The sequence below is a fragment of the uncultured Anaerococcus sp. genome, assembly GCF_963510575.1.
Classification (GTDB): domain Bacteria; phylum Bacillota; class Clostridia; order Tissierellales; family Peptoniphilaceae; genus Anaerococcus.
Window position 1 is genome coordinate 1 of record NZ_CAUPFR010000081.1, and the last position, 7443, is coordinate 7443.

General features: G+C 32.4%; 11 protein-coding genes. 3 read left to right on the forward strand and 8 right to left on the reverse strand.

Going from position 1 to position 7443, the window contains the following annotated elements; translation table 11 throughout:
* Positions 1-655 (reverse strand): HAD-IA family hydrolase (locus RQ907_RS06530; RefSeq protein WP_311492573.1); only part of this gene is annotated, 655 nt, incomplete at its 3' end.
* A 103-nt stretch (positions 656-758) separates the two neighbouring features.
* Here RQ907_RS06530 and RQ907_RS06535 point away from each other — a divergent pair.
* On the forward strand, positions 759-1820 hold the full coding sequence (locus RQ907_RS06535; RefSeq protein ID WP_311492574.1) for an endonuclease/exonuclease/phosphatase family protein: 1062 nt from the start codon (positions 759-761) through the stop codon (positions 1818-1820).
* Positions 1821-1884: 64 nt separating this feature from the next.
* Here RQ907_RS06535 and RQ907_RS06540 read toward each other — a convergent pair whose 3' ends face one another.
* The 6 genes from RQ907_RS06540 to RQ907_RS06565 form a co-directional block, all read right to left on the reverse strand.
* Entirely contained in the window at positions 1885-2352 is a 468-nt protein-coding gene (locus RQ907_RS06540; RefSeq protein WP_311492575.1) for a GNAT family N-acetyltransferase, read from the reverse strand.
* 16 nt (positions 2353-2368) lie between these two features.
* On the reverse strand, positions 2369-2788 hold the full coding sequence (locus RQ907_RS06545; RefSeq protein ID WP_311492576.1) for a histidine kinase: 420 nt from the start codon (positions 2786-2788) through the stop codon (positions 2369-2371).
* An 8-nt stretch (positions 2789-2796) separates the two neighbouring features.
* Positions 2797-3000 (reverse strand): helix-turn-helix transcriptional regulator, encoded by a 204-nt coding sequence (locus tag RQ907_RS06550; RefSeq protein ID WP_209772249.1) that lies wholly within the window; start codon positions 2998-3000, stop codon positions 2797-2799.
* 18 nt (positions 3001-3018) lie between these two features.
* Positions 3019-3375, reverse strand: coding sequence for a hypothetical protein (locus RQ907_RS06555; RefSeq protein WP_311492577.1), 357 nt, complete (start codon positions 3373-3375; stop codon positions 3019-3021).
* Positions 3376-3492: 117 nt separating this feature from the next.
* Positions 3493-3963: a GNAT family N-acetyltransferase gene (locus tag RQ907_RS06560; protein WP_311492578.1), complete on the reverse strand. Its 471-nt coding sequence runs from the start codon at positions 3961-3963 to the stop codon at positions 3493-3495.
* Positions 3964-4030: 67 nt separating this feature from the next.
* Positions 4031-4507, reverse strand: a complete 477-nt coding sequence (locus RQ907_RS06565; protein ID WP_311492579.1) for a hotdog domain-containing protein — start codon at positions 4505-4507, stop codon at positions 4031-4033.
* Between the two features lie 471 nt (positions 4508-4978).
* Here RQ907_RS06565 and RQ907_RS06570 point away from each other — a divergent pair, with 471 nt between their 5' ends.
* Entirely contained in the window at positions 4979-6367 is a 1389-nt protein-coding gene (locus RQ907_RS06570; RefSeq protein WP_311492580.1) for a sodium-dependent transporter, read from the forward strand.
* 26 nt (positions 6368-6393) lie between these two features.
* On the opposite strand, the gene RQ907_RS06575 is transcribed toward RQ907_RS06570, so the two are convergent.
* Complete coding sequence (locus RQ907_RS06575) at positions 6394-6816, reverse strand: hypothetical protein (protein ID WP_311492581.1); 423 nt, start codon at positions 6814-6816, stop codon at positions 6394-6396.
* Between the two features lie 373 nt (positions 6817-7189).
* On the opposite strand from RQ907_RS06575, the gene RQ907_RS06580 reads away from it, so the two are divergent.
* On the forward strand, positions 7190-7443 hold a 254-nt coding region (locus tag RQ907_RS06580; protein WP_311492582.1), incomplete at its 3' end, for a hypothetical protein.

Here is a 7443-nt window from a genome sequence, read left to right on the forward strand (position 1 = left end):
AAGACCCTATCTCCAAATCTATTGGTAAATTCAAATGATTTTCTTTTTTATTTGGATTAAACCAAATTGTTTTGATTTTTGCATTTACCCCACCTAGCATATCTGATGTTAGCGAATCGCCAATTATTACATAATCACCAAGATCATCCCAACCAATTTCCTTAAATACATACTCAAAAAACCTCTTATCAGGTTTTTCAAAACCTATAAGCTCAGAAATAAAAGATTTCTTGAAAATTTTATTCAAATCAGATCCCTCAAGTTTACCCTTTTGGGCTGTTAAAGAACCATTTGTAACTGCATATTGGTCATATTTACCACTAAGTTTTATTACCGTTTCTTTTCCATAAGGATTAAAAACATAAGTTTTGCCAAGTTGTACTTGATAATTATGATTAAATTCTCCAGCAAGTTCTGTATTTATCCCAAAAGTTTCAAAAAAATCCCTAAACCTACCTAAAAGAACATCCTCCCTAGTCACTTCATTTCTCTCCAGCCTTTGCCAATAATCATTATTTATTTTTTTATAAGTTTTAAGCATATCCTTAGTAGGAACTCCTAAATTAAAAATCTGAAAACACTTATTTATAGCTGCAGTCTCAGCTAAATCAAAATTCAAAAGAGTTCCATCTATATCCCATAATATTTTTTTCATCTCATATCCCCTTTGTATTTATTTTACTATTTGAAATTCTTTATAAAACTATTTACTAAATCTTCTTTTAATGATATCCTTAACATAAGAATGTGAGGTATTTATGAAAAAAGCTATGAAAATATTTGGTTACTTAATTCTAATATTAATAATTGCCTTTTTATGCCTTCTTGCATATTTAATGGTTACAGAATACAAACCAAAAGATATTGAAGAAATCGCTATATCAGGTTCATCTAAAGACAAGATAAAGGGAGGCGAAACTTACAAAGCTCTTACTTGGAATATAGGCTACGGAGGCCTAGACAAGGATACAGACTTTTTTATGGATGGTGGAAAAAGAGTCAACCCAATCTCAAAAGACCACGTAGAAAAAGCCCTAGCTGGTATTGCAGATGAAATAAAAAATATCAATCCAGACCTACTCCTCCTCCAAGAAGTAGATGCAGATTCTCAAAGAACCTACCATATAAACGAAGTTGAATATTTTGATAAGGAGCTCAGTGGTGCATCAACCTTCGCCTTTAACTACAAAGTAGGATTTGTTCCTTTCCCTATCCCACCAATGGGTAAGGTTAATTCTGGTATTTATACCAAATCAAAATTTAATATAGAATCTTCCTACAGATACCAACAACCCGTCCCACATAAGTGGCCAGTAAGGCTTGCAAACCTAAAAAGAGGCTTCAACGCCTCCTATCTACCTATAGAAGGAACCGATAAACATCTAGTCCTAGTAAACATCCACCTAGATGCCTACGAATCAGGATCAAGTGGTAGACTAGCACAAACCAAACAAATAATCGCCTTCATGAATGAAGAATATAAAAAAGGGAATTATTTAATAGTTGGCGGAGACTTTAACCAGGAATTGAGAAAAGGCTATGAAGCAAAGGTCCCAGAAGGAATATGGAACCCATCACCATTCCCATATGACTATCTAACAGACAACATCAAACCAGTCTTCGATAAAAACACCCACTCATCAAGGCTCAACCACAAGCCATACGACCCAAACGACTCATATGAATGTATAATAGACGGATTTTTACTCTCAGACAACATAGAAGTAAAATCCGTAAAAGGCCAAGCCATAGGCTTCGTAAACAGCGACCACAACCCAGTATTGTTAGAATTTAGCCTAAAAGAAAATAAGGAAGATTAGTCAATAAAAATCGTCCAAGAGATAGATAACTTACTTTAAGTAATCTAATCCCCGGACGATTTTTTTATATTAACTCTAATTTATACATTTCTTTGCCAATCTTTTCAAAACCATATCTTTCAAATAAGCTTCTAGAAACTTGGTTAAAGTAGTAAATTTCTGCCTTTAGGTAAGATAATTTCTTTTCCCTTGCATAGGATATCAATTTTTTTAAGACCTTGCTTCCTATTTTTCTTCCCCTATATTCTTTCGAAACTACGATAGCGACCATGTTATCATCAAAAATAGCACAATCTCCTACTAGTTTATTTTTGTAAGCTATATAAAATAAATCACCATTTTTATTTAAGTACTCATACATTAATTTTAGCTTGTCGATGTCGTAAGGTTCGTCGGCGTTATCTACCATTTTCACTGTTAGCTTATCTTCATACCAAGGAAGGGTGAGTTTATAGGCAGGAAAATATTCGACCAAATATATGTCATCAGCAAAGTCAATATTTTCGTATTCTTTAGCTTCTAAAATTTTCAATTGTAAACCATCCCCATCATTCAACTCTGTTCCAATTATTTTCCAAAAGTTGATTTAAATTTTTGTAATTATTTTTAAATAATTTACCGTTTAGCTCTACTTCGTATTGGTAGACCTTGCCTAGGTGGTTTATTTTAAGTATTTTTTTATTTCCCTCTACCAGTTTAAAATCTTCTATCTCATTCCAAGCCATAAAGAGAAAATCTTTTTTATCTGAGTTTGAAATCTCAGATTCATAAACTCCTTTAGGGTCAAAGTATAAAATGAAGGTCCTTGATGAATCCATTGTATAATAAAGACCACCAATTAAAAACCATTTGCTAATATCCTTAGCAGGGCTATTGTGCTTAAAAACTATTAAATAAGACTTATCGTCTCCAAATTTTTCCCTTACTTTTTTATCCATATCATCGCTGGTGTTAAATAATAATCCCATATTTTCTCCTATTTAAATATAAAAACTTCCTTGATATCCTTATCAAAAACCTTGCAAATCTTGTAGGCTGTCTCTAGGGTCGGACTAATTGTATTACTTTCATAGGCCATTATAGACCTGCGTTTAAGTCCTACCATTTTTGCAAGGGCGTTTTGAGATAGTCCCATTTCCTTCCTAAATTCCCTAATCCTATTTTCTATTACTACATCCAAGCAAAAACCACTCCTTTTTTATTTATAAATCTTATTCATCTTTATCTTAGCGATTAAGGTATAAACCACAAAAATACATAAAGTTACATATAGCTTAAATATCTTTGGATCTACTACCTCACTTGGGTCATATCCTATTGTTAGCGATTGAATTACACCTAAACCCAAAACTATAATAATCGATATTACAACACTTAATAAAAATGTCTTCAAGGTATAGTATTTTTGTACTTTCCCACCTTCATTTTTAAAATAATAAAAAGAAATATAGAAAAATACTCCCAGGCCTATTATAATCGACAAATAATTTGGTACTTTTACAAAAAACATTGTGACTAACAAGATAAAATAAGATACTATTGCAAAACTTATCATAAAAACCCCTCTGATTTTGTTACATTTATAGTACTTTTTATGTTACATTTATAGTACCACATTTTAAAAAATCACGCAAGCTTTTTATAAAAAAATAAAGCCCTTAAAGAATAACCTTTAAAGACTTTTTACCATAATCATGCATGGATTGTCATCGCCCCATATTTCTTTAATTGTTTCGAGCTTCATAAATCCTCTGGCCTTATAAAAACCAATAGTTTGATCATAAAATTTATCAAGACCTTCATCTAAGGTTTTAACTTGGCAGAAATTATAGCTTTCCCTATACAAATTTAAAACTTCATCAACTACGAGACTGCCATATCCCTTATACCTATGGGCATGAAAAACACCCAGGCAATATATTTCTATAGCATAAGATGAGGTTTCTTTTATCATTAAAAATCCCAAATCTTTGTTATTTTCACTTATTATATAGGTATCATAAATTTTAGAGTTTTCAGCATAATTTGCTTTTGCTTCTTCAAATTCAAACCAATCTGGCAAATCATCTAGGACTTTTTTTACAAAGTCCGACTTATATGTTTTGTCTATTTCTAATCTTATTTTTATTTTTCTATCAAGCAAAAATTTTATCCTCAAATATTATTCTGTAATTTTCGCAAAAAGAATTTGGTAACAATTATATAAAAAATTACATATTGTCCTTAACAGCCACAGCCACCATTTTTGCCTTAGCCCTTACTTCTCCCTTGCAAGTTAAGACCATATTTACTATAGCTTTTCTTTCTCCCAATTCTTCAAGGCTTGCTACTACATCTACTTCCTCATCCATTGGGGTTGGCTTTTTAAAATCCACTTCTAGGTGGGCAGTGATAAATCTTTCTATCACTGTTTCTTCTGTTAGGTCTAGCCCCTTAGAGTGATGCTTAAAAAAAGCCGCACTTGCTGTGCCATGACAATCAAAAATCATGGCGATCATCCCACCGAATAAATTATTTGGGACTCCACCAGTAAAGACCTTAGCTGGTTTCACTTTTGTTATAACTTCCTTGCCATCTTCTGTTGGATAGGATTTCAAATGTAGACCGTCTTCGTTTTTAGGACCACATCCCCAACAATATTGAAATCTTTCGCCGTATGTATCTTGAATTGCAATTTTTTTAGTCATATTAGCCTTCCTATTTTTCTTAATTTCTAAATTATATATACCCATATTCTATAATGAAATTACAAAATGAACAATAAATTAAATAAATTTTACTACAAAACTTAAGTTAATTTCTATAAATAATTTAATAAACCTTTAAAACCAACCTATCTTAGCTTTTTAGATACGCAAAAATAGATAAAATCCAAAGCTTAAAAACCATGACCATTCGACTTACTTTTCATAAGAATTACAAATAATTTATATGAAAAATTATACCCATAATTATTTCTGTAATATTATCCCTTTAAGCTCATAATTAATTTAATTCTTATCTAAATATCAGGTTTATAATGCTGATTTTTATACTTTTTTAAATCTTAAAACCTATTTTTTCAAAAAAATAATGAAAAAAAATTAAAAAAAAGTTTTAATTATTAATTTTTGGCGGTATGATATGACTATTAATTTATAAAGAAAAGAGGAATTGTTATGAAAGAACATAAAGGATTTACTGGCCAGCTAGGTTTTGTATTAGCTGCAGCCGGTTCAGCCGTTGGTGTAGGTAACCTTTGGCGCTTCCCATATCTTGCCGCCAAAGATGGAGGGGGAGTATTCCTCATTATATATCTGGCTTTAATTATTACAGTTGGTTTTGCTCTCCTAACTACAGACCTTGCTATAGGTCGTAAAACTGGAAAAAGTGCAATTTACGCCTACCAATCAATGAAAGCAAAATGGAAATTTTTAGGTGTTTTTACATTTTTTGTACCAGTTATAATTATGACTTATTACGCAGTTATTGGAGGATGGATCCTTAATTACATAAAATATTTTTTAACTGGTGATATGAAACTCGCTGCAGAAGATGCTTGTTTTACTAACTTCATATCTTCAAACGCTTCTGTTTATTGCAGCCTAATCTTTATGGTTATGACCGCTTTGATAGTTTTTGGTGGTGTTGAGAAAGGAATTGAAAGAGTTTCAAAAATTATTATGCCAATTCTTTTGATTATGGTAGTTGGTATAGCAATTTTCTCCCTTACCTTAAAATCAAGTGGAGAAAATGGTGAGATTAGAACTGGTCTTCAAGGCCTTGCAGTTTATTTAAAACCTGATTTTACCGGTATGACCTTATCTAGATTTTTGCAAATCTCTCTAGATGCTATGAGCCAATTGTTTTTCTCACTTTCTGTATCTATGGGAATCATGATTACCTATGGATCTTATGTAAAGAAAGATGTAGACCTTAGTAAATCAGTATCAGTTATAGAAATTATGGATACAGCTGTAGCTATGCTTGCAGGTGTGATGATAATTCCAGCTGTTTATGTATTTTTGGGTGTTGAAGGAATGTCTGCAGGTCCTGGCCTAATGTTCATTTCCCTACCAAAGGTATTTTTCCAAATGGGTCCTGCTGGAAGGATAATTGGCCTAATATTTTTCATCCTAGCAGCATTTGCAGCCCTAACTTCTTGTATATCTGTACTTGAATCTATAGTCGCAAATACAATTGAAATATTGGGAACTAAAAGGAAGTCAACAACCCTTGTTCTATCTGTAGTTTATCTCATAGCAACAGCAGTAATTGCCCTAGGCTATAGCAAATTCTACGTTGAAGTATCCCTACCAAATGGTTCAACAGGTCAACTCCTAGACATAATGGACTATATTTCAAATAGTTTCATGATGCCTCTAATTGCCTTCCTATCATCAATCTTTATAGGATGGATTATGAAACCACAATGGATAATCGACGAAGTGGAATATGGTGGCAAGAAGTTTGCCAAAAAAGGTCTTTACATAGTAATGACCAAGTACTTCTTACCAGTTATCATGTTTGTCCTATTTTTAATATCAACAGGTATTTTCACCTACTAAAAAAATCGCTCCTCTGGGGCGATTTTTTATTTGAAATTCCCTATAATTTTAAGTACTTTTGGGAAGTCTTCTTTCTTATATTTTTGTTTGTAAATTGTTGAATCTGCGTAGATACTAATGGTATTATTTTTTTCATCAATTTTTATATCTTTAACATCTTTTGGATTTAATTTTCTAATAATGGATGAACCCATAAGGACAAAAATCCCGTTCCTAGCAATTCCTTGGCAAAAAGTATTTGTATTAAGATAAAAAAAGCCACTTAAACCTAAAATGTAACCAGCTAAGCTTCCATCAAGTTTGTAGGCCATATAAATATACAGAAGTCCAGCCAAAATTAATATCAAGTTGCAAATAGGATTGAAATATATCCTTAGAATCATTTCCCTAATCCCTCTAAGGTTATAAAGACTAAAGGCTAAAAATACTAAAATAAAAAAATATACCATAATAACCCTTTCAAAAATTTATAATTATTACTAGTATTACCTTACCTCTTGTTTAATAGTTTTAACCATAGATAGATTTTAAGTAAAGGAGCTTGTTATGAATTTATTAGACAATTTAATAACGCTTATTTTTTACTCTATCCAAAAATTAGGGTTTACTTTAAGATTCCTAAGCAACTAGGGTGTGTAATTTTTTAAATAGCTCTTAAAAAATGGCAGCAATGCAAAAACCAAGCAGGTTATAAGACCCACTTGGCTTTTATATCATTCTTTATTTTTCCTATTTTTTGTTACAAACAATACGCCTAAAGAGCTTACCAAGAATCCAATAATATTAGTCATACCACTAATACCTGTTTTTGGGTTGTATGGAGTGAGTGGTATTGGTGGAAGCTCTGGAACTGGGGGTTCCTCTGGAGTTGGTGGTTCTTCAGGAACTGTGGGTTCCTCTGGAGTTTTTGGTTCTTCAGGAACTGGGGGTTCCTCTGGAGGTGTCTCTGGTGGGATTTCCGGTGGTATCTCTGGAGGAATCTCTGGTGGAGTTTCTGGTGGGAGTTCCCGTGGTGTTTCCGGTGGTGTGTCTGGTGGGTTTTCGGGTGGTGTGTCTGGTGGATTAGCTGGTGGAGG

What these genes read in the sequence shown, in the direction of transcription:
- RQ907_RS06535 (WP_311492574.1), top strand. Translation starts at nt 759, where the DNA reads ATGAAAAAAGCTATGAAAATATTTGGTTACTTAATTCTAATATTAATA.
- RQ907_RS06555 (WP_311492577.1), bottom strand. Translation starts at nt 3,375, where the DNA reads ATGATAAGTTTTGCAATAGTATCTTATTTTATCTTGTTAGTCACAATG.
- RQ907_RS06570 (WP_311492580.1), top strand. Translation starts at nt 4,979, where the DNA reads ATGAAAGAACATAAAGGATTTACTGGCCAGCTAGGTTTTGTATTAGCT.
- RQ907_RS06565 (WP_311492579.1), bottom strand. Translation starts at nt 4,507, where the DNA reads ATGACTAAAAAAATTGCAATTCAAGATACATACGGCGAAAGATTTCAA.
- RQ907_RS06545 (WP_311492576.1), bottom strand. Translation starts at nt 2,788, where the DNA reads ATGGGATTATTATTTAACACCAGCGATGATATGGATAAAAAAGTAAGG.
- RQ907_RS06575 (WP_311492581.1), bottom strand. Translation starts at nt 6,816, where the DNA reads ATGGTATATTTTTTTATTTTAGTATTTTTAGCCTTTAGTCTTTATAAC.